At 71.7% G+C, this 26,585-nt stretch carries 26 protein-coding genes; 17 read left to right on the forward strand and 9 right to left on the reverse strand.

Annotated elements, in window-relative coordinates; all coding sequences use genetic code 11:
- The first annotated feature begins 45 nt into the window (after positions 1–45).
- The 12 genes from AC067A_RS17345 to AC067A_RS17400 all read left to right on the forward strand — a co-directional run bounded on the left by AC067A_RS17345 (position 46) and on the right by AC067A_RS17400 (position 13,802).
- Positions 46–822 carry an alpha/beta fold hydrolase gene (locus AC067A_RS17345; protein ID WP_479243305.1) on the forward strand — a complete coding sequence of 259 codons (777 nt, stop codon included), beginning with the start codon at positions 46–48 and terminating at the stop codon, positions 820–822.
- Between the two features lie 150 nt (positions 823–972).
- Positions 973–1,557 (forward strand): adenylyl-sulfate kinase, encoded by a 585-nt coding sequence (gene cysC / locus AC067A_RS17350; RefSeq protein ID WP_479243306.1) that lies wholly within the window; start codon positions 973–975, stop codon positions 1,555–1,557.
- A complete protein-coding gene (cysD, locus tag AC067A_RS17355) occupies positions 1,554–2,492 on the forward strand; it encodes a sulfate adenylyltransferase subunit CysD (RefSeq protein WP_479243307.1) in 939 nt (312 codons plus the stop codon). Before cysC ends, cysD begins: the two co-directional genes overlap by 4 nt.
- Positions 2,493–2,494: 2 nt before the next feature.
- A complete protein-coding gene (locus AC067A_RS17360) occupies positions 2,495–3,823 on the forward strand; it encodes a sulfate adenylyltransferase subunit 1 (protein WP_479243308.1) in 1,329 nt (442 codons plus the stop codon).
- Positions 3,823–4,941 carry an aliphatic sulfonate ABC transporter substrate-binding protein gene (locus AC067A_RS17365; protein ID WP_479243309.1) on the forward strand — a complete coding sequence of 373 codons (1,119 nt, stop codon included), beginning with the start codon at positions 3,823–3,825 and terminating at the stop codon, positions 4,939–4,941. The genes AC067A_RS17360 and AC067A_RS17365 overlap by 1 nt, the downstream gene beginning before the upstream one ends.
- A gap of 33 nt (positions 4,942–4,974) precedes the next feature.
- Positions 4,975–5,856, forward strand: a complete 882-nt coding sequence (locus AC067A_RS17370; protein WP_479243310.1) for an ABC transporter ATP-binding protein — start codon at positions 4,975–4,977, stop codon at positions 5,854–5,856.
- Positions 5,843–6,739, forward strand: coding sequence for an ABC transporter permease (locus AC067A_RS17375; RefSeq protein WP_479243311.1), 897 nt, complete (start codon positions 5,843–5,845; stop codon positions 6,737–6,739). The genes AC067A_RS17370 and AC067A_RS17375 overlap by 14 nt, the downstream gene beginning before the upstream one ends.
- Positions 6,740–7,134: 395 nt before the next feature.
- The gene (locus AC067A_RS17380) at positions 7,135–7,461 is read left to right on the forward strand and encodes a TcmI family type II polyketide cyclase (RefSeq protein WP_033205688.1); all 327 of its coding nucleotides are present in this window, start codon (positions 7,135–7,137) and stop codon (positions 7,459–7,461) included.
- Entirely contained in the window at positions 7,458–8,732 is a 1,275-nt protein-coding gene (locus AC067A_RS17385) for a beta-ketoacyl-[acyl-carrier-protein] synthase family protein (protein WP_479243312.1), read from the forward strand. The genes AC067A_RS17380 and AC067A_RS17385 overlap by 4 nt, the downstream gene beginning before the upstream one ends.
- Entirely contained in the window at positions 8,729–9,949 is a 1,221-nt protein-coding gene (locus AC067A_RS17390) for a ketosynthase chain-length factor (RefSeq protein ID WP_479243313.1), read from the forward strand. The genes AC067A_RS17385 and AC067A_RS17390 overlap by 4 nt, the downstream gene beginning before the upstream one ends.
- 39 nt (positions 9,950–9,988) lie before the next feature.
- Positions 9,989–11,773 (forward strand): ABC transporter ATP-binding protein, encoded by a 1,785-nt coding sequence (locus tag AC067A_RS17395; protein WP_479243314.1) that lies wholly within the window; start codon positions 9,989–9,991, stop codon positions 11,771–11,773.
- Positions 11,774–11,864: 91 nt separating this feature from the next.
- Complete coding sequence (locus AC067A_RS17400) at positions 11,865–13,802, forward strand: multicopper oxidase family protein (protein WP_479243315.1); 1,938 nt, start codon at positions 11,865–11,867, stop codon at positions 13,800–13,802.
- Positions 13,803–13,884: 82 nt separating this feature from the next.
- Here the strand turns inward: AC067A_RS17400 and AC067A_RS17405 are convergent, their stop codons facing one another.
- The 3 genes from AC067A_RS17405 to AC067A_RS17415 form a co-directional block, all read right to left on the reverse strand.
- Positions 13,885–14,286, reverse strand: coding sequence for a GNAT family N-acetyltransferase (locus AC067A_RS17405; RefSeq protein ID WP_017237277.1), 402 nt, complete (start codon positions 14,284–14,286; stop codon positions 13,885–13,887).
- A complete protein-coding gene (gene purB / locus AC067A_RS17410) occupies positions 14,270–15,541 on the reverse strand; it encodes an adenylosuccinate lyase (RefSeq protein ID WP_479243316.1) in 1,272 nt (423 codons plus the stop codon). The genes AC067A_RS17405 and purB overlap by 17 nt, the downstream gene beginning before the upstream one ends.
- 65 nt (positions 15,542–15,606) lie before the next feature.
- On the reverse strand, positions 15,607–15,870 hold the full coding sequence (locus AC067A_RS17415) for a hypothetical protein (protein ID WP_367828023.1): 264 nt from the start codon (positions 15,868–15,870) through the stop codon (positions 15,607–15,609).
- Between the two features lie 247 nt (positions 15,871–16,117).
- Here AC067A_RS17415 and AC067A_RS17420 point away from each other — a divergent pair, with 247 nt between their 5' ends.
- A complete protein-coding gene (locus tag AC067A_RS17420) occupies positions 16,118–17,299 on the forward strand; it encodes a glycosyltransferase (RefSeq protein WP_479243317.1) in 1,182 nt (393 codons plus the stop codon).
- 308 nt (positions 17,300–17,607) lie between these two features.
- Here the strand turns inward: AC067A_RS17420 and AC067A_RS17425 are convergent, their stop codons facing one another.
- Positions 17,608–18,681 carry a glycosyltransferase gene (locus AC067A_RS17425; RefSeq protein WP_479243318.1) on the reverse strand — a complete coding sequence of 358 codons (1,074 nt, stop codon included), beginning with the start codon at positions 18,679–18,681 and terminating at the stop codon, positions 17,608–17,610.
- 58 nt (positions 18,682–18,739) lie between these two features.
- Positions 18,740–19,609: a glucose-1-phosphate thymidylyltransferase RfbA gene (gene rfbA / locus AC067A_RS17430; RefSeq protein ID WP_479243319.1), complete on the reverse strand. Its 870-nt coding sequence runs from the start codon at positions 19,607–19,609 to the stop codon at positions 18,740–18,742.
- A 206-nt stretch (positions 19,610–19,815) separates the two neighbouring features.
- Between rfbA and AC067A_RS17435 the strand changes: the two genes are divergently transcribed.
- On the forward strand, positions 19,816–20,832 hold the full coding sequence (locus AC067A_RS17435; protein ID WP_479243320.1) for a Gfo/Idh/MocA family protein: 1,017 nt from the start codon (positions 19,816–19,818) through the stop codon (positions 20,830–20,832).
- Positions 20,833–20,925: 93 nt separating this feature from the next.
- Here AC067A_RS17435 and AC067A_RS17440 read toward each other — a convergent pair whose 3' ends face one another.
- From AC067A_RS17440 to AC067A_RS17455, 4 genes are all read right to left on the reverse strand, one after another.
- The gene (locus AC067A_RS17440; RefSeq protein WP_479243321.1) at positions 20,926–21,378 is read right to left on the reverse strand and encodes a nitroreductase/quinone reductase family protein; all 453 of its coding nucleotides are present in this window, start codon (positions 21,376–21,378) and stop codon (positions 20,926–20,928) included.
- Positions 21,379–21,471: 93 nt separating this feature from the next.
- The gene (locus AC067A_RS17445) at positions 21,472–22,068 is read right to left on the reverse strand and encodes a dTDP-4-dehydrorhamnose 3,5-epimerase family protein (RefSeq protein ID WP_479243322.1); all 597 of its coding nucleotides are present in this window, start codon (positions 22,066–22,068) and stop codon (positions 21,472–21,474) included.
- Between the two features lie 18 nt (positions 22,069–22,086).
- Positions 22,087–22,749 (reverse strand): sulfotransferase family protein, encoded by a 663-nt coding sequence (locus tag AC067A_RS17450; RefSeq protein WP_479243323.1) that lies wholly within the window; start codon positions 22,747–22,749, stop codon positions 22,087–22,089.
- 18 nt (positions 22,750–22,767) lie between these two features.
- Positions 22,768–23,193, reverse strand: coding sequence for a carboxymuconolactone decarboxylase family protein (locus tag AC067A_RS17455; RefSeq protein ID WP_479243324.1), 426 nt, complete (start codon positions 23,191–23,193; stop codon positions 22,768–22,770).
- Between the two features lie 199 nt (positions 23,194–23,392).
- Between AC067A_RS17455 and AC067A_RS17460 the strand changes: the two genes are divergently transcribed.
- From AC067A_RS17460 to AC067A_RS17470, 3 genes are read left to right on the forward strand one after another with little or no spacing between them, the layout of a single operon-like run.
- Positions 23,393–24,832, forward strand: coding sequence for an amidase (locus AC067A_RS17460; protein ID WP_479243325.1), 1,440 nt, complete (start codon positions 23,393–23,395; stop codon positions 24,830–24,832).
- Positions 24,829–25,068 (forward strand): hypothetical protein, encoded by a 240-nt coding sequence (locus AC067A_RS17465; protein WP_479243326.1) that lies wholly within the window; start codon positions 24,829–24,831, stop codon positions 25,066–25,068. The genes AC067A_RS17460 and AC067A_RS17465 overlap by 4 nt, the downstream gene beginning before the upstream one ends.
- A gap of 2 nt (positions 25,069–25,070) precedes the next feature.
- Positions 25,071–26,576, forward strand: a complete 1,506-nt coding sequence (locus tag AC067A_RS17470) for a glutamine synthetase family protein (RefSeq protein WP_479243327.1) — start codon at positions 25,071–25,073, stop codon at positions 26,574–26,576.
- Positions 26,577–26,585 lie beyond the last annotated feature (9 nt).

The raw sequence follows: 26,585 nt of genomic DNA on the forward strand, positions 1-26,585 counted from the left end.
ATACGGCGAGGTGAGAGCACCTCCGGTCGGCATGAGGAGTGCGAGATGCGCAAGGTCGTTTCCCGGGACGGCACGACGATCGCCTACGAGAAGGCGGGCGAAGGCCCGCCCATCGTGCTTCTCAACGGGTCGTTCCGCGACCACACGATCTTCGACGCCCTCGTGCCCGAGCTGGCACCGCACTGCACCACGTACGTCTACGACCGCCGGGGGCGCGGCCAGAGCGGCGACGCGCCCGAGTACGCGGTCGAGCGCGAGATGGAGGACCTGGAGGCGGTGATCCAGGAGGCCGGCGGCGAGGCGGTGGTGTTCGCCGGGTCCTCCGGCGCGAACCTCGCGATCGAGGCGGCGCTCGCCGGTGCCCCGATCACGAAGCTCGCCCTGCACGAGCCGTTCTTCCGGGTCGACGGCTTCCCGAAGCCCGTGTGGAACTTCGCGAAGACGCTCCGGGTCCTGCTCGCCGAGGACCGGCGCGACGAGGCGGTCGAGCACTTCCTCGGCGGCTTCCTGGGCTTCACGCCCGACACCATCGCCGAGTGGCGCAAGGGCCCGATCTGGGCGATGAACGAGGCGAACGCCCACACCCTCGCGTACGACACGCTGATCTGCGGCGACTACAGCGTCCCGGCCGACCGGCTCGCGACCTACGAGACCGAGACCCTCGTCCTCAACAGCGACAGCACCAGCGCCTGGCTGAAGGCGGCGGCGCGGGCGACGACGGCGGCCCTGCCCAACGGCCGGGGGCTCGAACTCCCCGGCTCCTGGCACCGGATCGACATGGACGTGCTCGGCCGGACCCTGGCCGGGTTCGCCACCGCCTGAGGGCCTCCGCGGCCTTCCGGGGGTTCCACCCGGGGGCTTCCGCGACCTTCCGGGGGTCCCCGCCGCCCCTCGCGCCCGGGCCACGCGTCCGCGGGCGAGGGGCGCCCGGGGAGCCCCCGCCGCCACCTCACTTTCGGGGAGAACATCGCCGTGACCACAGCTCACGCCCAGGAGACCGCAGGGGACACCGCCGCGGCCCGGGCCCGCGGTGCCACCGTGTGGCTGACCGGGCTGCCCAGCTCGGGCAAGACCACCCTCGCCCTCGCCCTCGCCGGCCGGCTGCGCGCCGAGGGCCACGCGGTCGAGGTGCTCGACGGTGACGAGATCCGCGCCCACCTGTCCAGGGGGCTCGGGTTCACCCGGGAGGACCGGCACACCAACGTCACCCGGATCGGCTTCGTCGCCGAACTGCTCGCCGCGCACGGCGTGAAGGTGCTGGTGCCGGTCATCGCGCCGTACGCCGACTCCCGCGCGGCGGTCCGCGCGCGGCACACCGTCCGGGGCACGGAGCTCCTGGAGGTGCACGTGGCCACCCCCGTCGAGCTCTGCTCGGCGCGGGACGTGAAGGGCCTGTACGCCCGTCAGGCCGCCGGCGAGATCTCCGGTCTCACCGGGGTGGACGACCCGTACGAGGCGCCGGAGGACCCGGAGCTGCGCATCCGGACGCAGGGCCGTTCGGTGGCCGAGTCCGCCGCCGAGCTGCACGCCTTCCTGACCGAGAGGGGCCTGGCATGACGACCGCGACCCGGCGTCCGACCGAGGCGTCGGAGAACCCGTTCGCACTGTCGCACCTGGACGCCCTGGAGGCGGAGTCGGTGCACATCCTCCGCGAGGTGGCGGGCGAGTTCGAGCGGCCGGTGATCCTGTTCTCCGGCGGCAAGGACTCGATCGTCATGCTGCACCTGGCGCTGAAGGCGTTCGCGCCCGCGCCGGTGCCGTTCGCGCTGCTGCACGTCGACACGGGGCACAACTTCCCCGAGGTCCTCGCCTACCGCGACCGCGTGGTGGCCGAGCACGGGCTGCGCCTGCACGTGGCCTCCGTCCAGGAGTTCATCGACGCGGGCCGGCTGCGCGAGCGCCCGGACGGGACGCGCAACCCGCTGCAGACGGTGCCGCTCCTCGACGCCATCGAGTCCCACCGCTTCGACGCGGTCTTCGGCGGCGGCCGCCGCGACGAGGAGAAGGCCCGCGCCAAGGAGCGGGTGTTCTCGCTGCGCGACGAGTTCGGCGCCTGGGACCCGCGGCGCCAGCGACCCGAGCTGTGGTCGCTGTACAACGGCCGCCACGCGCCCGGCGAGCACGTGCGCGTCTTCCCGCTGTCCAACTGGACGGAGCTGGACGTCTGGCAGTACGTCGAGCGCGAGGGCATCGAGCTGCCGGGGATCTACTACGCGCACGAGCGCGAGGTCTTCGCCCGGGACGGGATGTGGCTGACCGCGGGCGAGTGGGGCGGCCCCAAGGACACCGAGACGGTCGAGAAGCGGCTCATCCGCTACCGCACGGTCGGCGACATGTCCTGCACCGGCGCCGTCGACTCCGGCGCGGCCACCAACGCGGACATCATCGCCGAGATCGCCGCCAGCCGCCTCACCGAGCGCGGCGCCACCCGGGCCGACGACAAGCTCTCCGAGGCCGCCATGGAAGACCGCAAGCGCGAGGGGTACTTCTAGCCGTGACCACCACCGCCGAGACCGCCGTCCAGGAGGCCCCCGCCGCCTCGCTGCTGCGTTTCGCCACCGCCGGGTCCGTCGACGACGGCAAGTCCACCCTGGTGGGCCGCCTCCTGCACGACTCCAAGTCGGTCCTCGCCGACCAGCTGGAGGCCGTCGAGGCCGCGTCCATCAAGCGGGGCCAGGAGGCGCCCGACCTGGCGCTGCTCACCGACGGCCTGCGGGCCGAGCGCGAGCAGGGCATCACCATCGACGTGGCCTACCGCTACTTCGCGACCGCCCGCCGCCGGTTCATCCTCGCCGACACCCCCGGGCACGTGCAGTACACCCGGAACATGGTCACCGGCGCCTCCACCGCCGAGCTGGCCGTGGTCCTCGTCGACGCCCGCAACGGCGTCGTCGAGCAGACCCGCCGCCACGCCGCCGTCGCCGCCCTGCTCCGCGTCCCGCACGTGGTCCTGGCCGTGAACAAGATGGACCTCGTCGACTACGCCGAGCCCGTCTTCGCCGCGATCGCCGAGGAGTTCACCGCGTACGCCTCCGAGCTCGGCGTCCGGGACGTGGTGGCGATCCCGCTGTCGGCGCTGGCCGGCGACAACGTGGTGGAGCCGTCGGCGCACATGGACTGGTACGGCGGCCGCACCCTCCTGGAGCACCTGGAGACCGTCCCGGTCGGCAGCGACCCGGCCCGGGAGCCCGCGCGGTTCCCCGTCCAGTACGTGATCCGCCCGCAGACCGCCGAGCACCCCGACTACCGGGGCTACGCGGGCCAGCTGGCCTCCGGGGTGCTGCGGGTCGGCGACCCGGTCACCGTCCTGCCCTCCGGGCGCACCACCACCGTCGCGGCCGTCGACGCGCTCGGCAAGGAGGCCGACGCCGCCTGGGCGCCCCAGTCGGTCACCGTCCGGCTCGCCGACGACATCGACGTGTCCCGCGGCGACCTGATAGCCGGCGGCGGCCGGGCCCCGGTGCCGACCCGGGACATCGAGGCCAGCGTCTGCCACCTGGACGAACGCCCGCTGCACGTCGGCGCGAAGGTGCTGATCAAGCACACCACCCGGACCGTGCGCGCGCTGGTCAAGGACATCTCGTACCGGATCGACATCGGGACCCTCGAACGGCGCTCCGGCGCCGAGGGGCTGCACGGCAACGACATCGGCCACGTGGTGCTGCGCGCCGCCGAGCCGCTGGTGCTCGACAGCTACTCCGACAACCGGCGCACCGGATCGTTCCTGCTGATCGATCCGGCCGACGGCACCACGCTCACCGCCGGCATGGCGGGCGAGGCCTTCGGGGTGGCGGGCGCGACCGGCGACGGGGACCGGTTCTGATGCGGAGGGGTTTCGGACGGGCGGCCGCCAGGGCCGCCGTCGCGGTCCTGGCCGTCGCCGGACTGCTGTCGTCCTGCGGTTACGGCTCCCGGGCCGGCGGCCGTGACGCCGCCGTGGAGCCCGCGGCGGGCACGGTGGGCCCGAAGCTCTCCGCCGACACCGTGCGGATCGGGTACTTCGCGAACCTGACCCACGGCACCGCCCTGGTGGGCCTGCGGAAGGGCCTGTTCCAGAAGGAGCTGGGCAGGACCGCGATCAGGACCCAGGTCTTCAACGCGGGCCCCTCCGCGATCGAGGCGCTGAACGCCGGGGCGATCGACATCGGCTGGATCGGCCCCTCCCCCGCGGTCAACGGCTACACCCGATCCGGCGGCAAGTCCCTTCGGATCGTGTCCGGTTCGGCCTCGGGCGGCGTGAAGCTCGTGGTGAACCCGGCGCGGATCGCCTCCCTCGACGACCTCCGGGGCAAGCGGATCGCCACCCCCCAGCTGGGCAACACCCAGGACGTCGCCCTCCTCCACTTCCTGGCGGGCCGGGGCCACCGGGTGGACCCGGCCTCCGGCGCGGGCGACGTCGCCGTCGTCCGTACGGACAACAAGGTCACCCCGAACGCGTACACCTCGGGCTCCGTCGACGGCGCCTGGGTGCCCGAGCCGACCGCCTCCCGGCTCGTCGCGCTCGGCGCGAAGGTGCTGCTCGACGAGCGGTCGCTGTGGCCGGGCGGCCGCTTCGTCATCACGAACATCGTGGTCTCGCAGCGGTTCCTGGCCGCGCACCCGGACGTCGTCGAGGCCGTGCTGCGCGGCGCGGTGGCCGCCAACGCGTACATCAGGGCGGAGCCGGAGCGGGCGAAGGCCGACGCCGACGCGCGCATCCGGCAGGACACCGGCAAGGCGCTGCCGCCCGGCGTCCTCGACCCGGCCTGGCGGAGCATCGAGTTCCTCGACGACCCGCTGGCCGGCACCCTGCGGGCCGAGGCCGACCACGCGGTCGCCGCGGGCCTGCTCGAGAAGCCCGACCTCGCCGGGATCTACGACCTGACCCTGCTGAACAAGGTGCTGAAGGCGGCGGGCCGGCCCGCCGTGCCGGACGCCGGGCTCGGCGCCCGGCAGCACTGACGTACCCCGACCGAGACGCAGGAGGTGTCCGGCATGACCACGGCACTGACCACCCCGCAGAACGCCCCGGAAGGCGCCCCCGAGGGCACCCCCGGCCCCCCGGGCGCCCCGGACGTCCCGGAGGGCGCGCCCGGGACGGCGGCGGCCGGGGCGGCCGCTCCGGCCGGGCGGCCCGCCGTCCGGCTCGCGCACGTCACCAAGACCTTCGGCCGCCCGGGCGCGGCCGCCCCGGTGCTCGAGGACATCGGTCTGGACGTGGCGCAGGGCGAGTTCGTCACCCTGGTGGGTGCCTCGGGCTGCGGCAAGTCCACCCTGCTCAACCTGGTGGCGGGCCTCGACCGGCCGAGCTCCGGGACCATCGAGGTGCCCGGTCCCCGGCCCGCTCTGATGTTCCAGGACCACGCCCTGTTCCCGTGGCTGACCGCCGGCGGGAACATCGAACTGGCGCTGCGCCTGGCCGGCGTCCCGCGCCCGGAGCGGCGGCCCGAGGCCGAGCGGCTCCTCGAACTCGTCCGGCTCGGCGGCGCGCACGGCAAGCGGGTGCACGAGCTGTCCGGCGGGATGCGCCAGCGCGTGGCCCTGGCCCGCGCGCTCGCCCAGGGCGGCGGGGTGCTGCTGATGGACGAGCCGTTCGCCGCGCTCGACGCCATCACCCGGGACGTGCTGCACGACGAGATCACCCGGATCTGGCGCGAGCGCGGGCTCACCGTCCTGTTCGTCACGCACAACGTCCGCGAGGCCGTGCGGCTCGCGCAGCGCGTCGTCCTGCTCTCCTCCCGGCCCGGCCGGATCGTCCGGGAGTGGCGGATCGACCTGCCGCGGTCGCTGCGTGCCGAGTCCGCCCGGGCGGCGGAGCTGACCACCGACATCACCGAGCACCTGCGTGGGGAGATCCGCCGCCATGTCCCGCAGTGACACCCTCCTCACCCCGGCCCCGGTGGACGACTCCGCCGGGGTCGGCGCCGGTCTCGACGCCCTGGAGACCGTGCGGGCGCCGCGCGTCCCGCCCGGCCGGGTGCTGCGGGAGAAGGTGCTGCCGCCGGTGCTCGGCGCCGTGCTGGTGCTGGGCGCCTGGCAGCTCGCGTACAGCCTGCGGCTGACCACCCCGGACAAGCTGCCGAGCCCGGCGGCCGTCTGGGGCGCGCTCACCGACCTCTGGTACGAGGGCACGCTGTTCTCGATCATCTGGACCAGCGTCTGGCGCGGTCTGTCGGGCTTCCTGGCGGCCGTCGCGATCGGTACGCCGATCGGTCTGCTCGTCGCCCGGGTGAAGCCGGTCCGGGCCGCCCTGGGGCCGGTGCTGTCGGGGCTCCAGTCGCTGCCGTCGGTGGCCTGGGTGCCGGCCGCGGTCATCTGGCTGGGCATCGACGACTCCGCCATGTACGCGGTGATCCTGCTGGGCGCGGTGCCGTCGGTCGCCAACGGGCTGATCGCGGGCGTCGACCAGGTGCCGCCGCTGTTCCTGCGGGCGGGCCGCACGCTCGGCGCGACCGGGCTGCGGGGTGCCCGGCACGTCCTGCTGCCGGCCGCGCTGCCCGGCTATCTGGCGGGGCTCAAGCAGGGGTGGGCGTTCTCCTGGCGGTCGCTGATGGCCGCCGAACTGATCGCGTCCTCGCCCGACCTGGGCCTCGGCCTGGGCCGGTACCTGGAGAACCAGCGGGAGTTCTCCGACATGGCCGGCGTGCTGCTCGGCATTCTCCTGATCTTCGTCGTGGGCGTCGCCGTGGACCTGCTGGTGTTCGCCCCGGTGGAGCGCAGGGTGCTGCGCGCCCGGGGGCTGCTGGTCGCCGCGGAGTAGTTCCCGCGTTCCTGTCGAAAAGGGGCGGTTCCTTCGGGGAACCGCCCCTTTCACGTTGCCTCTTCAACCTCTCCAGCGGAATTCGATGCACCTCCGACCCCTTCTTGAGGGACATCGCACAAGGTGGCGGTGGGTGGTTCCCGGCGAATGGAGATTGACATGGTCGCGAGGCTCAGATCCGCCATGCGATCCCTATCGAAGAACTTCGGTGAGGGCCTGATGTGGATGGGTTTTGCGTGGAGCGGAATGTATCCCCCCTACGACGGGAGGGACTTCGGGATCCCGCTTGCCGACCAGCCCTGCCTGCCACCGCTGTCGGAAGAGGAGCTCGCCACATGGGCGGCACTGGTCAAGCATCTGCGATAGGCGCAGCAAATCATCGAGGAGGCGGTCGAATGCACAGCAATCTGATAGTGGCCAGAATGGATGCCCGTTCGAGTGCCGACGTGGCTCGGCTTTTCGCGGCTTTCGACGAGACCGAGATGCCGCACCGCATGGGAACGCGGCGACGTCAGCTCTTCATGTACAACGGCCTTTACTTCCACCTTCAGGACTTCGACGACGACAACGGCGGCGAGCTCATCGAACAGGCGAAGAGCGACCCGCGGTTCGTCGGGATCAGCCAGGACCTGAAGCCGTTCATCGAGGCGTACGACCCGGCGACCTGGCGTTCGCCCGCCGACGCCATGGCGAAGCGGTTCTACACCTGGGAGTCGGCGTGACCGGCCGGCGTGTGGTCATCACCGGCGTCGGCGTGACGGCTCCGGGCGGCATCGGCACCAAGAACTTCTGGAGCCTGCTCAGCGAGGGGCGCACGGCGACGCGGGGGATCACCTTCTTCGACCCGACGCCGTTCCGTTCCCGGATCGCGGCCGAGATCGACTTCGACCCGTACGAGCACGGGCTGACCCCGCAGGAGATCCGGCGCACCGACAGGGCCGCCCAGTTCGCGCTGGTCACGGCCCGTGAGGCGCTGGCGGACAGCGGGCTCGAACTCGGCTCGGTCGAGCCGCACCGGGTGGGCGTGGCGATCGGCAGTGCCGTCGGCGCCACCATGGGGCTCGACGAGGAGTACCGGGTCGTCAGCGACGGCGGCCGGCTCGACCTCGTCGACCACGAGTACGCGGTCCCCCACCTCTACAACTACTTCGTCCCGAGCTCCTTCGCCGCCGAGGTCGCCTGGGCGGTCGGCGCCGAGGGTCCCTCGACCGTGGTCTCCACCGGATGCACCTCGGGCATCGACTCGGTCGGCTACGCGGCCGAGCTGATCCGCGACGGCTCGGCCGACGTGGTCGTCACGGGTGCCACGGACGCGCCGATCTCGCCGATCTCCGTCGCGTGCTTCGACGCGATCAAGGCGACCACCCCGCGCAACGACGACCCGGAGCACGCCTCCCGGCCCTTCGACCTGACCCGCAACGGCTTCGTCCTCGGCGAGGGCGCCGCGATGTTCGTCCTGGAGGAGCTGGAGTCCGCGCGCCGTCGCGGGGCCCACATCTACGCCGAGATCGCCGGTTACGCCAGCCGCTGCAACGCCTTCCACATGACCGGGCTGCGTCCCGACGGCCGGGAGATGGCCGAGGCGATCCGCTCGGCGCTCGACGAGGCGAGGCTCGCCCCGCAGGCCGTCGACTACATCAACGCGCACGGCTCGGGAACCAAGCAGAACGACCGCCACGAGACGAGCGCGTTCAAGCGCAGCCTCGGCGAGCACGCCTACCGAACCCCCGTGAGCTCGATCAAGTCGATGGTCGGGCACTCGCTCGGCGCGATCGGCTCGATCGAGATCGCCGCCTCCGTCCTGGCCATGGAGAACCACGTGGTGCCACCGACAGCCAACCTGCACAAGCCCGACCCCGACTGCGACCTCGACTACGTGCCGCTGACCGCGCGCGACTGGCGCACCGACGCGGTGCTGACCGTCGGCAGCGGGTTCGGCGGTTTCCAGAGCGCGATGGTCCTCGCCCGACCGGACAGGAACACGACGGCATGAGCACCCAGGTCGTGGTGACCGGCATCGGCATCGTCTCCCCGAACGGCTTCGGCACGGAGGAGTACTGGGACGCCACCCGCGCGTCCAGGAGCGGCATCCGCCGCGTCACGCGCTTCGATCCGGAGCGCTACCCGTCCCGGCTCGCCGGCGAGGTGGACGGCTTCGAGGTCAAGGAGCACCTGCCGAGCAGGCTCATCCCGCAGACCGACCGGATGACGCAGCTGGCCCTCGTCGGCGCCGAGCACGCCCTGGGCGACGCCGGGGTGAGCACGGAGGAGGCGGACGAGTACGGCATGGGCGTGATGACCGCCAGCACCTCCGGCGGCTTCGAGTTCGGCCAGGGTCAGCTGCAGAACCTGTGGAGCCAGGGCAGCCAGTACGTCAGCGCGTACCAGTCCTTCGCCTGGTTCTACGCGGTGAACACCGGCCAGATCTCGATCCGGCACGGGCTGCGCGGCCCGAGCGGCGTCGTCGTCAGCGACCAGGCGGGCGGGCTGGACGCGCTCGCGCACGCGCGCCGGCTGGTCCGCAAGGGCAGCGATCTGATCCTGTCCGGCGGGGTCGACGCCGCCATCTGCCCGTGGGGCTGGGTGGCCCATGTGACCACCGGGGACATGAGCACCGAGGAGCGGCCCGACCGGGCGTACCTGCCCTTCGACGCCGAGGCGTCCGGCTACGTGCCCGGCGAGGGCGGCGCCCTGCTGATCCTGGAGGACGCCGAGGCGGCCCGCCGGCGCGGCGCGAGCCGGGTCTACGGGGAGATCCTCGGCTACGGCTCGACGTTCGACCCGGCGCCGGACAGCGGGCGGGAGCCGACGCTGCGGAAGGCGATCGAGATCGCGCTGGCCGACGCCGGTCTGGCGGCGGGCGACATCGACGTCGTCTTCGCCGACGCGGCCGGCACCCCGGAGCTCGACCGGATCGAGGCGACGGCGATCACCGGGGTCTTCGGGGCGCGGGCGGTCCCGGTCACGGCGCCCAAGACCATGACGGGCCGGCTGGGTTCGGGGGCCGCGCCCCTGGACGTGGCCACCGCCTTCCTCGCCATGCGGGACGGGGTGATCCCGCCGACGGCGAACGTCACCCTCTCCCCCGACTACGACCTGGACCTGGTCACCGAGGAGCGCCGCGCCCCGGTGACGACGGCGCTCGTGCTCGCGCGGGGCCGCGGCGGCTTCAACTCCGCCGTCGTCGTGCGCGCCGTCGACTGGAACTGACCGCAAGCGCCGGAAAAGCCGAAAGAGAAGGAGACCAGGGTGAGCACCACCGGGTCGGCCACCGCTCATCTCCCCGCCCAGAAACGCCGCATCCTCCGGCTGTTCCGCCCGTACCGGCGGAGCCTGCTGTTCGTCGCGTCGCTGGTCGTGGGTTCGTCCCTGGTCTCCCTCGTCAACCCGTTCCTGATCCGCGAGATCATGGACGTGGCGCTGCCGCAGGGCCGGACCGGGCTGCTGTCCGCACTCGCCCTCGGCATGATCGTCGTGTCGATCGCGACGAGTACGTTCAACGTCTGGCAGACCCACGTGTCCGCCAGGATCGGCCAGCTCGTCATGCACGACCTGCGGACGGCCGTGTACGGGCACCTCCAGCGCATGTCGCTGGCCTTCTTCACCCGGACCCGCACGGGCGAGGTGCAGTCGCGGATCGCGCACGACATCGGCGGGATGCAGGTCACCGTGACGACCACGGCGACGGCGCTGGTGTCGGACGTGACCATCGTCGTCGCGACGACCACGGCGATGGCGCTGCTGGACTGGCGGCTCACGATCGCGTCGCTGGTGATCCTGCCGGCGTTCGTGTGGGTGAGCCGGCACGTCGGCGACGAGCGGCGGGTCATCACCCGTGACCGGCAGCGGCAGTTCGCCGACCTGTCGTCGATCGTGCAGGAGTCCCTGTCGGTCAGCGGGATCATGCTCGGCCACACCATGGGCCGTTCGCGTTCGCTGACCGACAACTTCGCCCGGCAGTCGCGCAAGCTCACCGAGATCGAGGTGCGGGCGAGCACGGCGGGCCTCTGGTACCAGTCGACGATCTGGGTCGTCATGGCGTCCATGCCGGCGGTCATCTACTGGGTGGCGGGGCTGACCGGGAGCGGCGGCCACATGGCCATCTCGATCGGCGCGCTGGTCGCCTTCACCACGCTGCAGCAGGCCCTGTTCCGGCCGGCGCAGCGGCTGCTGACCATCGGGATCGACCTCCAGAGCTCCCTGGAGCTCTTCGGCCGGATCTTCGAGTACCTCGACCTGCCGGTGGACGTCGCCGAGCCGGAGCACCCGGTGGAGCCGAAGGAGCTGCGGGGCGAGGTGCGCATGCGGGGGATCGGCTTCTCGTACGCCTCCGCGGAACGGCCGACGCTCGACGGGGTGGACGTGACCGTGCCCGCCGGGCGGAGCCTCGCGATCGTCGGGGAGACCGGTTCGGGCAAGACCACGCTCAGCTATCTCATCCCGCGCCTGTACGACCCGACGTCGGGCACGGTCACGATCGACGGGGTCGACGTGCGCGACCTGTCGTTCGCGACGCTCGCCGCCACGGTCGGGGTGGTCTCCCAGGAGACGTACCTGTTCCACGCGACCGTGGCCGACAACCTTCGGTTCGCGAAGCCGGAGGCCACCGACGAGGAGCTGGTCGCGGCGGCGCGGATCGCGCAGATCCACGACTACCTGATGTCCCTGCCGGACGGCTACGACACGGTGGTCGGCGAGCGCGGGTACCGGTTCTCCGGCGGGGAGAAGCAGCGGCTGGCGATCGCCCGCGCGATCCTGCGCGACCCACCGGTCCTGGTGCTCGACGAGGCGACCAGTGCCCTGGACACCCAGACGGAGCAGGCCGTTCAGGGGGCGATCGACGCGGCGAGCGCCGGCCGTACGACCATCACGGTCGCCCACCGGCTGTCCACCGTCCGGGACGCGGACGAGATCATCGTGCTCGACCGGGGCCGGGTCGCGGAGCGCGGCACCCACGACGAACTCCTCTCGCTCGGCGGCCAGTACGCGACGCTGGTCAACCGGGACACCGAGATGGCGGTGGCGCTGCGCTAGGGACGCTCCCAAACACAAGCGGAACAGGATTGGCCGGAAACCTGCAGCCGAACTCGAGTACGGCGTGAGCGGACGTTCCTAGCTTCCCCGCATGGAACCGACACATCACGAAGGAATCGACCTTCCCGGACCGAACCGGCGTACCGTGCTCCGCTACGGCTCCGTCGCCGGCCTGGCCGCGATGGCCGCCGCGGTCCCCGCCTTCACCAGGTCGGGGGCCGCGGCCGTGGCCGCCCCCGGCGCGCCCGAGCCGTCGGCCGCCGGGCTGATGCTGACCAAGTTCAGGGACCCGCTGCGGATACCGCCGGTGCTCCGGCCCCGCGAGCGCGGCGACCACGACGAACTGACCGTGCGCATGCGCACCGCCGACGTCACCCTGCACTCCGAACTGCCGCCGGTGACCATGTGGACGTACGAGGGCGTCTACCCGGGGCCGACGATCGAGACGGTCAGCGGCCGGCCGCTGCGGGTCGCCTGGGAGAACCACCTGACCGGCGACATACCAGTGACCGCCGTCGACTTCGGCCAGGCCAAGGGCCCGATGACCGACCCGCTGTCCAACTACCCGGGGGCGGAGGGCTGCCAGGAGGTTCCCGGGGTGGCCGCGATGCCGCCGTGGGGCGCCGCGCACCTGCACGGCATGCTGACCGGCGGCGGCAACGACGGCTGGATGGAGAACCTGATCGGCCCGGGTGACGTCCAGCTGTCGGCATACCCGAACGACCAGGCGGCCACCACGCTCTGGTACCACGACCACACCCACCACCTCAGCCGCTTCAGCGTGTACGCGGGGCTCGCGGGCCTGTTCGTCTCGCGCAACGCGGAGGAGAAGGCGCTCGGCCTGCCCAAGGGCGCGCACGACGTGCCGCTGGTCCTCAGCGACCGCAACTTCGTGACGGACGCGTCGGGCGCCCTCACCGGCCGGCTGCTCCACAAGGTGGAGATGGTCGGCGCGCAGCGGCTGATGCGCCCCCACGCGGCCCCGTACACCCTGGTCAACGGCGTGATCTGGCCCTATCTGGAGGTCGATCCGCGCTGGTACCGCTTCCGGATCGTCAACACCGCGAACTCCCGGATCTACCGGCTGATGCTGCTCGCGGACGGCCTGCCCGTGCCCGGCGCGCTCCAGGTGATCGGCACCGACCACGGGCTGATCGACCGGCCGGTGGCGGTCGACGGGGCGATCAACCTCTCCCCCGGCGAACGCGTCGACGTGCTGGTCGACTTCAGCGCGTTCCGCGGGCGGGCGGTGAAGCTGGTCAACACCCTCCAGGGCGTCACGCCCGGCGCCCCGGACCGGCGCAACGACCTCCTCGAACCCGACGTCATGCAGTTCCGCGTCGCCGACCGGAAGCCCTCGAAGCGGTTCGCGCTGCCCGAGGTCCTCTCCCCCACCTTCAAGCGCCTCACCCACGACGACCTGCCGCACGGCCACCGCCCGCGGTGGATCGTGACGGTCGGCCCCGGCACGGGGAACATGCCGGAACTGTGGGAGATGGAGGAGACCGACCCGGCGGGCCTGTCCTTCCCGGCCGCCGGCGTCGTCCAGGTCCGCGACGCCGGGGGGACCGTCACGACCCTGCGCAGGACGTCGATGGCGTACGACGACGGCAACACGATCACCACGGCGCACGGCGGCACGGAGATCTGGAAGTACCTCAACCTCACCGCCGCGCCCCACCCCATGCACATCCACCTGGCGCACTTCCAGGTGATGTCCAGGGAGAGCTACGACATCACCGGCTTCGACCGGATCGCCCGCGGTTCGGCCCGGCCCATCGCGTTCAGGGCGGCGTCGGCCCTGGAACCGCACGAGCTCGGGGAGAAGGACGTCGTCCGGGTCGGCACGGCGGGCCAGATCGTGCCGGGGCCGAACGGCACCCCGGGCGAACTCGTCACCGTCGCGGTCCGGTTCCCGGTCGTCGGCAGGGGCGTCCACCACTGCCACATGCTGGAGCACGAGCAGCACATGATGAGGCCCCTCGTGGTGACCCCGGCCGCGCACCTGCACGGCGGCGGCCACCACTGAGGAGGCACCGCCCGCGGGGGCGGGGGGACATGCCGGTGCCCGCGCCGGGGGAAGGACGCGGGCACGGGCGGACGGGGACGGCTCAGGGGTTCAAGACCCAGGCCGACTGGTGGGCGGTGAAGCCGATGTGCGGGTAGTACTCGGTCGCCGCGGGAGCCGACAGCAGGACGATCTTGGCCTGCGGCGCCTCCTTGCGGGTCGCGTCGATGAGCTCCCGGCCGATGCCCGAGCGCTGGTGGTCGCGGACGACGGCGATGTCGGACAGGTACGTCACGTAGGAGAAGTCCGAGATGCTGCGGGCGATGCCCACGAGCTCGCCGTCGACGCGGCAGGTGACGACCAGGTTGGCGTTCCGCACCATGGCCGCCATGCGCTCGGTCTCCTCGACGGGCCGGCGCTCGCCGAGGCCCGACTCGCGGTAGACCCGCAGAACGTCCCCGAGGTCGAGGTCGGGGCCGTTCTCCCGCTCAATGCTCCAGCTCACGAAGGTTCTCCAACCGCTTGTAGATGACGTCGTGGTGTACCAGGTAGCGCTCGGGTCCGACGGGATCGGCGTCGATGCCCTCGGTCCTGAGCAGGGTGAAGAAGTCCTCGCCGTTCGCGGCGTCCTGGATCATGCGGTAGGTGCTCTCCCGCTCGCTGCCGCTCTCCAGGAGGTCGGCGAGGACCGCCGAGCTGTAGGCGAGGCCGTTGGTCTGGTCGATCGCGGACCGCATCCGGTCCGGGAACACCTGGAGGTCCCGGACGAGGTCGGCGGCCGCGGTCACCTGGTAGTGCGCGACGGTGAACGCGTCGGGCAGGACGACCCGTTCGACCGACGAGTGGGACAGGTCCCGCTCGTGCCAGAGCGCCACGTTCTCCAGCATCGTCCCGGCGTGGCCGCGCAGCAGCCGGGCGAGGCCGGAGAGCCGCTCGCTGGTCGTCGGGTTCCGCTTGTGCGGCATGGCGCTCGACCCCTGGTAGGCGGCCGTACGGGGCTCCTCCACCTCGCGGACCTCGCTGCGGGACAGCAGCCGGACCTCGACGGCGATCTGCTCGACGCAGGCGCCGAGGGTCGCGATCGCCTGGACGAGCTGGGCGTGCCGGTCACGGGCCACGACCTGACTCGGCGCCGGCTCCACGCCCAGGCCGAGCGCGGCGCACACGTGCTCCTCGACGAAGGGGTCGATCAGCGCGTACGTGCCCACGGAACCGGAGATGGTGCCCACCGCGACCTGCTCACGGGCGTCCACGAGACGCCGGACCGAGCGGTCGACCGCGAAGGCGAAACCGGCGAGCTTGTGGCCGAAGGTGGTGGGTTCGGCGTGCATGCCGTGGGTGCGGCCGATGCACGCCGTGTCCCAGTGCTCGACCGCCTTGTCGACCAGCACCCCGCGCAGTCGCCGCGCCGCGCCGATCAGGAGGTCGCAGGCCCGGGCCAGGGTGTGCCCGAGCGCCGTGTCCACCAGGTCGTAGCTCGTCATCCCGAGGTGGACCCACCGGGCGGAGTCGTCCGGCAGGTCCTCGCAGAACGCGGCGAGGAAGGAGAGGATCTCGTGGTCCCGGTCCCGCTCCAGTTCCGCCACCCGCGCCGCCGCCGGCACCCTGGCCCGCCGGATGTCCTCCAGGGCGGCCTCGGGGACCCGCCCGAGGAGCGCCTGGGCCTCCGAGGCCAGCACCTCGACCTCGGTCCAGGTGGTGTAGCGGGCCTGGTCGGACCAGAGTTCCGCCATCTCGGGCAATGAATAACGGGCGATCACGACCGTCGTACCTCCTCAGGATCGGCCGCGGGCCCGCCGGGAACGACGGCGCGGCGCACCGGATTTCAGGCGACCTTGCGGACGATCTCCACGACGCCGGAGTCCACCAGGGTCCGGATGTCGGCGTCGCCGCCGGCGAGGGCGAGGTCCATGTCGTGGAGGCGCTCGACGATGGAGTGGACGACCTTCTCGGTGTGGGTCTCCTCGGTGCCCTCCCAGATCAGGTCCGGGAAAACGGTGAGATACACCTTGTCGTTGCCCTGCGTGTAGATGTTGACTTCCATGATGTCCCGGAGAGCCATACGGGCGTTGTAGATCAGCGTGTTCATCTGGGCCACCGCTTTCTGTATCCGCTTTAAAGAGGCTTTCTCGCCTGCACGTCCTGACCATATGGTGGTCAGGACCCGGTGCGGCGGCAACAGGGTCGAGTGTTCACCGTGTTCAACTGCGCGGAATCCGCAATCGAACGCCCTTCTCCTTTTCGCGGTCGATTGACAGAAAAAGCGCGCCCTGGGGAACATCGGTGCTGTTCACAAATACGTCAGGCCGCGTCTCTCGAAAAGCATCCGGAGTGCCATGAAAATCCTGTTCATCACCACGGGCAGCCAGGCCACCTTCTACGCCGCCGCACCGCTGGCGACGGCCGCACGGAACGCGGGTCACCAGGTCATGCTGGCCGCCCACGAACCGTGGGTGGATACCGCGGAGGCCATCGGAATTCCCACCTTCTGCTACACGGTCGACCCGATCCGGCACTTCATGCGGATCACGAACCCCGGCAAGGGCCTGCGGTTCCCCCGCGAGCTCGGTGACGAGGAGATGTTCGGCCAGGGCCGCGGCTTCGCCCGCATGGGTCTGGCCGGCGTCGAGTCCCTCCTCGAGCTGTCGAAGGACTGGACCCCGGACGTCGTCGTCGGCAGCTCGCAGAGCTACGCGGCGATGCTGCTCGCCGCGCACCTCAAGGTCCCGTACGTCCGCCAGGTCGAGTACCTGGGCATCCCCCTCACCGGCATCGACCCGGGTGCGGAGGAGGAGCTCCGGCCCGAGCTGGAGCGCCTGGGCGTGGACGGGCTGCTCAAGCCCGACCTGCTCCTCGACTCCACCCCGCCGTCGCTGCGGCCGTCCCACGACCCCACGGCCCAGCCGATCCGCTGGATCCCCAGCAACCCGCAGCGCCGCCTGGAGCGCTGGATGTACACGAAGCCGGAAGGCCGTCGTCGTGTGCTGGTCACCTCGGGCTTCCGCAGCCTGATGTTCCGCGACCCGGGCTGGTCCATGCCGCTGCTGGTCAGCGAGCTGGACAAGCTGGGGGCCGAGGTGCTCATCGCCGCCTCCCCCGGTGCCGCCGAGCGCTTCGGCGGGCAGCTGGGCGACGCCCGCGTCGGGTGGATCCCGATGGACGTCGCCGCGGCCACCTGTGACCTGGCGGTCCACCACGGTGGCGCGACCACGGCCACGACCCTGATGGCCAACGGCGTGCCGCAGCTGATCATCCCGGAGAACCCCCCGGAGTTCCCCCCGAACTACCACCGGGAGTCGATCGCCAAGGCGATCACCGGGTTCGGCGCCGGCAAGACGCTGTGGCCGGTGCAGGAGCAGCCCGACCAGGCGCCCGGCGCGACGATCGCGGCCGCCTGCAAGGAGCTCCTGGAGAACCCGAGCTACACCGAGCGGACGCAGTTCCTCGCCAAGGAGATCTCGACGCTGCCGACGCCCGCCGAGATCGTGCCCAAGCTGGAGGCCCTCGTCTCCCGCTGAGCATGCCCCCGGCCGGCGCCCGTCGCCCCGGGACCACGGAGAGCCCCTCTCCTCGGTCCCGGGGCGATCGGCGTTCCCGGGCACCCGCCGCCGGGCCGCGCGGACACACGGAAACGCGGCCACGCGGAATGCGGGCACACGGGCACACGGGCACACGGCCCACACGGCCCACACGGACATGCGGACACACAGGCACGCAGACATGCGGGCACACGGCCGCGCAGACAGACGGGCACGGGCACTTCGCTGCGCGGACACACGGAAGGGCCGGACGGTCAGCAGACCGGCCGGCCCTTTCCGGTGGGGGGTCAGGCGGCGACGAGCGCCTCGAGTTCGCGCAGCACCTCGTCGGGGGTGGGGAGCGTGGCGGCCTCCGCGGCCAGGAGCCGGGTCCGCTCGGCGTAGCCGGGGTCCGACAGGATCGTCCGGCACGCCTCGACGATCACCTCGTCGGCGTCGCGGCCGGCGAGGCGGTGCTTGTCGACCATCAGGGCGGCGCCGAAGCCCGCCACCGACTCCGCGACGGCCTTGCCGTAGCCGTTGTCGGGGATGATCACCTGCGGCACGCCCGCGTTGACCAGCGACATCGCGGTGGTGGCGCCGCCGTGGTGGACCGCCAGGTCGCAGGTGGGGGCGACGACGTCGAGGGGCAGCCAGCCGATGCGCACGTCGCCGAGCTCGGCACCGTACTTCTCGGCGGCCTCGGGGAGCGCGGCGATGAGCACCTCGGCGCCGGTCCCGGTCAGTTCGTCCACCAGCTTCCGCAGCGAGCTGCCGGGGGTGTCGAGCATCAGGTTGCGGGTGCCGGCGGTGATGAGCACGCGGCGGCGGCCCTCGGGCTTCGTGTACATCCACGGTTCGAGGCGGCGCTGGCTGACCCGCGGGACCCAGCGCATCGACCGCGCGGCGGGGGCGCCCTCGGGGCGGACCGGCGGCGGGCAGAGGTCGATGAAGAGGTCGGGGTCCGGCAGCGCGGTCAGGCCCAGGCGCTCCAGCTCCGGCTGGAGTTCCGCGACGGCGGTGCGGTCGCGGCGCGCCATCGGGGCGATGTGCCAGATGTGGCGGACGTACGGGACCTTCAGGCGGGCGGCGAGCAGCCGGGGGACGTGCGAGAGGCCGCCGACGACGAGGTCGGGGGTCCAGGACCCGGCGAGCTCCAGGAGGGCGTCGAGCCGGACGGTGGCGGTCATGGACTCCTGGCCGTACCGCATGCGTTCGGGGGTGATGCAGACGGCGGGGAGGCCGACGGAGGCCGCGGCCTCCATCAGCGGCTCGTCGGCGGCGAGGAGGATCTCGTGGCCCGCGTTCCGCGCGGCCGAGGCGAGAGGGGCGACGCCGAAGACGGCCGCCTGGCTGCCACCGACGGTGAACAGTATTTTCATGGAGGTCGTACCTCTTCCGTGAGAATGCGGATCAGTTGATTCCGGTGCTCGTCAGGGGTCAGCCCGCCTCGGCCATTTCCATGATGTATCGGCCGTAGGACGACTTCGCGAGGCGGCTGCCGAGCCGGTAACAGGTCTCGCGGTCTATGTAGCCCATGCGCCAGGCGATCTCCTCGAGACAGGCGATGCGGACGCCCTGCCGGTGTTCGAGGACCTGGACGTAGTCGCCGGCCTCCATGAGCGCGTCGTGGGTGCCGGTGTCGAGCCAGACGAAGCCGCGGCCGAGCGGGATCAGGGTGGCCTCGCCCCGCTCCAGGTAGACGCGGTTGAGGTCGGTGATCTCCAGTTCGCCGCGTTCCGAGGGCTTCAGCTCCCGGGCGATGTCCACGACCTGGTTGTCGTAGAGGTAGAGCCCGGTGATGGCCAGGTTCGTCTGCGGCTTGGCGGGCTTCTCCTCCAGGCCGATCAGCCGCCCCTGGGCGTCGAGCGTGCCGACGCCGTACCGCTCGGGGTCGCGCACCGGGTAGCCGAACAGGACACAGCCCCGCAGGTCCTGGGAGGCGCGCTGGAGCATGGGGCCGAACTCGTAGCCGTGGAAGATGTTGTCGCCGAGGACCAGGGCGACGGAGTCGTCGCCGATGTGGTCGGCGGAGACGAGGAAGGCGTCGGCGAGACCGCGGGGCTTGTCCTGTTCCGCGTAGGTCAGGTTGATGCCGAGCCACGAGCCGTCGCCGAGCAGCCGGCGGAACATCTCCTGGTCCTCGGGGGTGGTGATGATCTCGATGTCGGTGATCCCGGCCAGCATGAGGGCCGACAGCGGGTAGTAAATCATCGGCTTGTCGTAGACCGGGAGCATTTGCTTTGATACACCGAGGGTGATCGGGTGGAGCCTCGTACCATTGCCGCCGGCCAGGATGATGCCCTTCACCGTGGCGCCTCCTCAATCTATTCGGTGCCAATGTGGCGGATGCCCGCACTTTATAGCGGAAGAACGCGCCGCCGAAAGTCACCTCGCTCGCGGGCGGGAAGAGCGAATACCGGCGGCATTGACGAACAATGCACCCCCTCTCCATCCTTGCCTCATCCCGGTTCAGGCACGCGAATTCCTCTTGTCGTTTAGGTGGATCTGTGAAAATGGAAGCTCTGACACCCCTTCAGGAATCCGACCGGAAGCCCGGCGTCGGCATCGGCGTCATCGGCTGCGCCGACATCGCCGTACGGCGGGCCCTTCCGGCCGTCCAGGAGTCGCCGTTCCACCTGGTGGCGGTCGCGAGCCGGGCCCTGGAGAAGGCCGAGCGCGTCGCGGCGCCGTACGGCTGCGAGGCCGTCGCCGGGTACGACCGGCTCCTCGAACAGCCGGGCGTCGACGCGGTCTACATCCCGCTGCCCAACAGCGAGCACGCCGAATGGGCGCGCCGGGCACTGAAGGCGGGCAAGCACGTCCTGATCGAGAAGCCGGCCGTCTCCACCGAGGAGACCGCGCGGGAGCTCGTCGCCCTCGCCGAGGAGCGCGGGCTGCTCGTCATGGAGAACTTCGCGTTCCTCCGCCACCCCCAGCACGATCTGGCCCAGTCCCTGGTCGCCGACGGGGCCATCGGTGAACTCCGGGCCTTCAACGGCGTGTTCGGCATCCCGCCGACCGACCCGAACGGGATCAAGTACCAGGCGGAGCTCGGCGGCGGGTCCCTGTGGGAGGTCGGCTGCTATCCGGTGCGCGCGGCCCAGGCGTACCTGGGCGCGGCGCCGACGGTGCTGGGGGCCGGTCTGGAGTTCGCGCCGGAGCTCGGCGTGGACGTGTCGGGCGTGGCGCTGCTGCGCGACGACGCCGGCGTCACCGCGAACTGTTCCTTCGGTCTGTCGCACAGCTACCGGTCGACGTACGACCTCTGGGGCACCGAGGGGCGGCTGACCCTGGAGTGGGCCTTCACCCCGTCCCGCGAGGCCCGCCCGGTGCTGGCCCTGGAGCAGCGGGACCGGGTGACCAGGATCGCGGCGCCTGCCTCGGACCAGTTCCTGGGTGTGTTCTCGGCGTTCCACGACGCCGTCGTCGATCCGGCGGCGCGCGCGGCGCACCACCAGGACCTCGTGCGGCAGGCCGAGTTGATGGCCCGGATCCGCGCCCACGCCACCGCCGCCGCCACCGCTCGCTGAGCGGGGGCCGGCGGAGCCGGCGGGGGCCGGAGGACGAAGGAGCGGCAGCCGGTGTCCGAGGACACCGACTGCCGCTCCTTCGTACGAGCCGCCTTACCGAGGGATCATCTTGACGATCGGGTACTGGCGCTCGGACTTGCTCTGGTACTTGATCATCCGGGGCTGCGCGGTGGAGATGAGCTTCCACGCCGCCTCGCGCTCCTCGCCCGTGAGCTTGACGGGCGTGATCTTCACCGGGTCGCCGCCGGGCAGCTCGACCGTCGCCCGCTCCGGGTTGGCCATCAGGTTCGTGTACCAGTCGGGGTTCTGGGTGCCACCGCCCGAGGCGATGCTCAGCCAGGCGTCCTTCCCGTCACCGAACCAGGCCACCGGCGTGACCCGCGGCTGGCCGCTGCGGCTGCCGACCGTGTTGAGGATGAGCACGTCCATTCCCATGAACGTGGCCTTGCCGTCGCGAACCTTGCGGATCATCCGGGCGTTCATTCGCTTCTGCATCCACCGGGAGAACGCCCCCGGCGTCCCCGGCTTGCGCTTGGTCTCCGCCATCGCCACCTCCACACATTTCCCGCGCCTCACGGCGCGATCATCAAATCCGAATTCTTGCGTTCATCCGCCGCGCACGCCACCCGAATCCGATGTTCACAGGGCGAGGAAGGGTCGCGGCAGGCACTGCTCGTAGGTCGGCAGCAGGCCGGCGGCCGCGGCCTCGGCCAGGGTGGGGGCCACCGCGTCCTTGTCCGAGCGGATGGGGGGTTCCGTCAGGTTCCACGGCAGCGCCAGCTCCGGATCGAGCGCGTCGACGTCGATCATCGTCCCGGGCACGTACTCCTGCGAGCAGAGGTAGCTCATGCACGTGTCGTCGGTGAGGGCGAGGAAGGCGTGGCCGACCCCGTCGGGCAGGTAGACCGCCGTCCCCGACTCCGGGCTCTGGTAGGTGACGTCGTAGTGGCCGAACGTCGGGGAGCCCACGCGGAGGTCGACGGCGATGTCGAGCGCGCTCCCCCGGACGCACGTGACGAACTTCGCCTGGCCGGGCGGGACCTTGGTGCCGTGGATGCCCCGCAGGGTGTTCCGCCTCGACACCGAGTAGTTGACCTGGCGGACCGAGAACTCCCAGCCGCTGTCGGCCAGCAGGGCGCTGGTCTTCACCGACTCGAAGAAGTACCCGCGCCGGTCACTCAGCGGCTCGGGCTCGACGCGGTACGCGCCGGGGACCGCCATTTCCGTGATCAACACCGCTTGCTCCTCGCTGACTCAACCGGCGGAGACCGGGCCGGCTCCGGCCGCCGCGGCGATCCGCTGCCGCATGGCCGCGGAGTCGTTGGCGTGCGGGAACTCCTCCTGGGGGACGTCGACACCGAGGAAGGCGCACAGCGGCTCCCACCCCTGCCTCACGTCGTAGACGAGGACGTTGTCCGCGCCGAGGGCGCGCACGACCTCCTCGTTGTGGCGGTGGTACGCCGCGATGGCGTGGTCCTTGTCCTCGAACCGGCCGTCGAAGACGCCGTCCCACACCATGGTGCTGGTGAGGTCGAGCAGCCGCGCCTGGCGGGAGCCGGGCTCCGGCGGGTGCTCGGCGCTCTTGAGCACGAACTGGTAGAGCGTGTCGTACGTGCTCCGGTACCAGCCCTCGGCGTCGCGCACCGTGAGGATCACCTTGGCCTCGGGGAACGCCTCGCTGATCTGCCGGTAGTAGACCGCGCAGGGCCCGTCCACCGCGGAGGTGTAACCGTCGTACAGGGCGGCCCAGTCGGGCTCCTCGCCGTCACAGACGATCTTCGCCCACTGTTCGAGGCGCTGCCCGTCGCCGACGATGTCGAACATGTGGAAGCAGGTGCCGAGACCGAGCCGGTCGAGGGCCACCTTCAGGGACGTCGTGCCGGTCCTGCCGAGACCGGCGTTGATGAGCTTCAGCACGGTGCCGTGTCCCCTTCCTCAGCGAAAGGCCGCGGGTTCCTGGTGGGTGGCCACGTTCACGCGGTTCCAGAAGTTGACCAGGCCGATGTGCATGACGATGGCGCCGAGCTGCTCGTCGTTGTAGTACTTGGCGGACTCCTCCCAGACCTCGTCCGGCGCCATGTCCACCGGGTCCGTCATCAGGGTGACGGCCTCGGCCATCGCGAGGGCGGAGCGCTCGGCGTCGTCGAAGACGGTCTGGTTGCGCCAGTCCGACACCTGGGCCAGACGCTTGTCCGTCTTGTCCGCGATGTCCTCAAGGGTGTAGACGCGGCCGTTGATCTCGCTGACGAGCAGCCGGACCAGGTCGAGCGTCGTCTGCGGCACGCCGACCTTGCCGATGACCTCGGTCAGGTCGAGCAGGGGCTGCAGGGCGCCGGGAACGACCAGCGAAGGGTTGTCCATCCGTGGACTCATCGGGTCTTCTCCTGTGCGATTAAGTAGCGAGTGAGTACGTGTCAGTACGTTGAATTACCTCGGAAACATGCTGCTCCCCGCCCTTCCCCTTCGCAAGAAATCCCGTTCAAGTGCGGAATGCAGCAGATGCAACGCGGCGACAATCCATAAGTTGCCAGAAATTCAACCGATGACTTGTAGTGGTCTCGTGTCTGAGTCCACCGCAACGAAGAGCAGGCAGCCGATCTGCCTCGGCATTCAGGAAACACGCCAATTACTTCTCGAAGGTCATTCCACGGTCTCCGGGCACGTCGAGGACGTGCTCGGCGCCATCCGCGGGACGGACCCTGAGCTCGGTGCGTACGTCGAGGTGGCCGAGGCCCGCGCGCTGCGGGAGGCCTCGGCGGCCGACCGGCTGATCGCCCGGCTCGGCCCGGCCGCCTTCCGCGGCCGGCCGCTGCTCGGCGTCACCGTGTCGGTGAAGGACCTCATCCAGACCGAGGAACTCCCCACCCGGCGAGGCTCGTTGCTGCCCAACCACCGTACCGCCGCCGACGCGCCCTCCGTGGCGCGACTGCGTGCGGCGGGCGCGATCGTGGTCGGGAAGACGACGACCTCGGAGTACGGCTGGAGCGCGAGCACCGTCGGACGGCTCGGCTCCGCCACCCGCAACCCCTGGGCGCCCGACCGGACGGCCGGCGGGTCCAGCGGCGGGTCCGCCGCCGCGGTGGCGGCCGGTCTGTGCACCGCCTCGCTCGGCACCGACGGTGCCGGGTCGGTGCGCATTCCCGCCGCGTTCTGCGGCGTCGTCGGGTTCAAGCCCTCCTACGGGCGGATTCCCTACGTGCCGGCGTGTGCCGAACGGCTGTCCCACGTCGGGCCGTTGGCCCGGAGCGTGGCGGACGTCGCCGAACTGATGGCGGTGCTCGCGGGACCCGACCACCGCGACCCCGACTCGGGCGTCGCTCCCCCGGGCCCCGCCGCCCCGCCCGTGCCCGCGACGGCGCTCGCGCCGCTGCGCGTGGGCTGGATCGAGTTCCCGGGCACGTCCGGGCCCGTCCGTGACGTCACCGAGGGCGTCCTGCCGGTGCTGACGGCTCTCGGGCACCGCGTGGACCGCATCGAGGTCCCGTTCCCCGACCCGTACGGCGCGCTGGTCGACATCCTCGCCGCCGCGGACGCGCACGGCACGGCGCCGGAGGACGAACCCTGGTGCGACGAGGGCCGGCTGGCCGTCGTGCGGTACGGACGCTCGCTGAGCGGCGCCGCCGTGGCACGCGCCGAGGCGACCCGGCTCGCGCTGCGCACCCGGCTCGCCTCGGTGATGGAGACGTACGACCTGCTGGTCATGGCGACCGTGCCGATCGAGGCGTTCGCCGCCGACGCCATCGCCCCGCCGTGGGCAGCCGACCCCGCGGACCTGCGGTGGCTGTCCTGGGCCCCGGCCGCGTACCCCTTCAACCTCACCGGTCAGCCCGCCCTGTCGCTGCCCGTCGGCCTCACCCCGGCCGGGCTGCCGGCCGGGCTCCAACTCGTGGGCCGCGTCGGCGACGACGGCCTCGTCCTCTCGGCCGCCGGCCTCCTGGAGACCGCGCTCGGCCTCACCCTCACTCCCCCCGGCAGCACGACGGAAGGAAGACGACCATGACGCCCAGGACGCTCGACGACGACCTGATGTCCTCCGCCGCCGCACTTCTCCGGACGGCCCTCGCCTCGCTCCCGAAGGACGCCGGGCGGCCCTTCCCCGCGCCCGCCCCCGTCCCGGCCCCCGCGCCCGCGGACCCGGCGGACGACGACCTCTTCGCCCTGTCGGCCGCCGGGCTCCTCTCGACGGCGCTCGGCCTCACCCTGACCCGTCCCGGTGTCACAGCGAAAGGCAACTGATCATGGCTTCGAGATCGTGGTCCCGGATCGGCGGTGAGAGCGGCGTCGGACGCCCCTCGTTCGTGGCCGAGTTCGGGCTCTGGGACGACCGGCAGGCCGCGGCGGCCGAGCAGGTCGAGCTCCAGCTGGACGAGGTCGACCTCGTCCGGGTGGTGTTCTGCGACCCGCACGGCCTGGCCCGCTCCAAGACCGTGCCGGCCGACGTCTTCCGCTCGGTGCTGCGCAACGGCATGGACTTCAGCGCCGGGCCGTTCCTCTTCGACACCGGCCACGCCGTCGCCGTCGACTTCCTCGCCGACGCCGGCGTGGGCGTCGGCGAGCTCCTCGGCGCCGGCGACTTCGTCCTCGTCCCCGACCCGCGGACCTTCCAGGTGCTGCCCAGGGACGGGGCCAGGACCGCCTGGGTGGTCGGCGACGAGTACCTGCGCGACGGCACCCCGCACCCGCTGTCCGCCCGCAACGTCCTGCGCCGGGTCTGCGCCGCGTACGAACGCGAGGACCTCGCGCCGGTCATCGGACTCGAACTCGAGTGGTACCTCACCCGGCTGACCGGTGGAGGCCCGGTCGGGAACGCCGGCAACGGCTTCGGACTCCAGGGCGCGGCGCCCGAGGTGACGGCCGTGAACCCCGGCTACCAGTTCAACCTCGACAGCGCCTACGACTCGGTCGCCGACATCGCCGACCCGCTGGCCGCGCTGCTCATCCGCCTCGGCCTGCCGCTGCGGTCCTTCGAGCACGAGTCGGGCCCCGGCCAGCTGGAGACGACCTTCAACCCGATGCTGGCGCTCGACGCCGCCGACGCGATGCTGCTGCTGCGCACCCAGCTCAAGCAGGAGTGCCGCCGCCGCGGCCACCACGCCTCCTTCATGACCCTGCCGCGGCTGGAGAGCTTCGACCCCAGCGGCTGGCACCTCCACCAGTCCGTCAGCAGCACCAAGACCGACGTCAACCTGTTCGCCGAGGGCGACGGCCTCCAGGACGCCATCTCCGCCGAGGGTCAGGCCTACATCGGCGGCCTGCTCACCCGGGCCCGCGAGCTCTGCCTGCTGTCCGTACCGACCGTGAACGGATACCGGCGGCTCTCCCCCGAGTTCACGCTCGCCCCGACCTCCGTCGACTGGCGCTTCGAGGACCGCAGCGCCATGGTCCGGGTCCTCAGCGGCGGCAGCTCGACCCACGTCGAGAACCGCATCGGGGAACCCTGCGCCAACCCGTACCTCGCCATCGCCTCCCAGCTGCACGCCGGCCTCGAAGGGCTGCTGTCCGGCGTGCCCGCCGACCGCGTCCCCCGGCCCCCGCTGCCCGGCACCCTGCCCGAGGCCATCGAGGCCTTCCGCGCGAGCGAGAGCGCCGAACGGCTGCTCGGCGCGCCGCTGAAGGAGTGCCTGGCGAAGCTCAAGGAGAGCGAGGCCGCCCGGTTCGACGCCTGGTGCGCGGCCGAGCTCCCCGACGGCCCCACGGCCGAGGTCACCGAATGGGAGCACCGCGAGTACTTCGGCGCCTTCTGACCGGCCACC

This window comes from Streptomyces sp. NPDC043176 (assembly GCF_056436715.1).

Excerpts from the sequence above, each read along its gene's own strand:
- AC067A_RS17345 (WP_479243305.1), top strand. The coding sequence starts at position 46 with ATGCGCAAGGTCGTTTCCCGGGACGGCACGACGATCGCCTACGAGAAG.
- cysD (WP_479243307.1), top strand. The coding sequence starts at position 1,554 with ATGACGACCGCGACCCGGCGTCCGACCGAGGCGTCGGAGAACCCGTTC.
- AC067A_RS17365 (WP_479243309.1), top strand. The coding sequence starts at position 3,823 with ATGCGGAGGGGTTTCGGACGGGCGGCCGCCAGGGCCGCCGTCGCGGTC.
- AC067A_RS17370 (WP_479243310.1), top strand. The coding sequence starts at position 4,975 with ATGACCACGGCACTGACCACCCCGCAGAACGCCCCGGAAGGCGCCCCC.
- AC067A_RS17375 (WP_479243311.1), top strand. The coding sequence starts at position 5,843 with ATGTCCCGCAGTGACACCCTCCTCACCCCGGCCCCGGTGGACGACTCC.
- AC067A_RS17380 (WP_033205688.1), top strand. The coding sequence starts at position 7,135 with ATGCACAGCAATCTGATAGTGGCCAGAATGGATGCCCGTTCGAGTGCC.
- AC067A_RS17390 (WP_479243313.1), top strand. The coding sequence starts at position 8,729 with ATGAGCACCCAGGTCGTGGTGACCGGCATCGGCATCGTCTCCCCGAAC.
- AC067A_RS17400 (WP_479243315.1), top strand. The coding sequence starts at position 11,865 with ATGGAACCGACACATCACGAAGGAATCGACCTTCCCGGACCGAACCGG.
- AC067A_RS17415 (WP_367828023.1), bottom strand. The coding sequence starts at position 15,870 with ATGAACACGCTGATCTACAACGCCCGTATGGCTCTCCGGGACATCATG.
- AC067A_RS17420 (WP_479243317.1), top strand. The coding sequence starts at position 16,118 with ATGAAAATCCTGTTCATCACCACGGGCAGCCAGGCCACCTTCTACGCC.
- AC067A_RS17425 (WP_479243318.1), bottom strand. The coding sequence starts at position 18,681 with ATGAAAATACTGTTCACCGTCGGTGGCAGCCAGGCGGCCGTCTTCGGC.
- AC067A_RS17435 (WP_479243320.1), top strand. The coding sequence starts at position 19,816 with ATGGAAGCTCTGACACCCCTTCAGGAATCCGACCGGAAGCCCGGCGTC.
- AC067A_RS17440 (WP_479243321.1), bottom strand. The coding sequence starts at position 21,378 with ATGGCGGAGACCAAGCGCAAGCCGGGGACGCCGGGGGCGTTCTCCCGG.
- AC067A_RS17455 (WP_479243324.1), bottom strand. The coding sequence starts at position 23,193 with ATGGACAACCCTTCGCTGGTCGTTCCCGGCGCCCTGCAGCCCCTGCTC.
- AC067A_RS17465 (WP_479243326.1), top strand. The coding sequence starts at position 24,829 with ATGACGCCCAGGACGCTCGACGACGACCTGATGTCCTCCGCCGCCGCA.
- AC067A_RS17470 (WP_479243327.1), top strand. The coding sequence starts at position 25,071 with ATGGCTTCGAGATCGTGGTCCCGGATCGGCGGTGAGAGCGGCGTCGGA.